This is a genomic window from Sphingomonas sp. 10B4, from assembly GCF_035019905.1.
GTDB classification, from domain to species: Bacteria; Pseudomonadota; Alphaproteobacteria; order Sphingomonadales; family Sphingomonadaceae; genus Sphingomonas; species Sphingomonas glacialis.
Map to the genome: position 1 here is coordinate 1 of NZ_JASJVC010000418.1, position 257 is coordinate 257.

At 52.1% G+C, this 257-nt stretch carries 1 protein-coding gene; it reads left to right on the forward strand.

The window, feature by feature from the left end; translation table 11 throughout:
• Positions 1-11: 11 nt before the first annotated feature.
• Positions 12-257: pyridoxal-dependent decarboxylase (locus tag QN347_RS20335; RefSeq protein ID WP_323494480.1), on the forward strand; the 246-nt coding region annotated here is incomplete at its 3' end.

The following is a 257-nucleotide window of genomic DNA, read 5'->3' on the forward strand; positions in this document are numbered from 1 at the left end:
GACAAATACCGATGAACGCCGATTTTCAATGTGATATTGCCGCGCTAAAAACCGCCATTGCAGCTGATCGCCAGGCCGGATTCACTCCGTTTTTTATTGCTGGTACTGCAGGTACCGTCGATGTTGGTGCGGTGGATGATTTAGTAGCACTGGCCGATCTCGCACAAAGCGAAAATCTTTGGTTCCACGTCGATGGTGCCTATGGTGCGCTGGCGATGTTGGCCCCCGATATTGCTCCGCGATTGACGGGAATACAG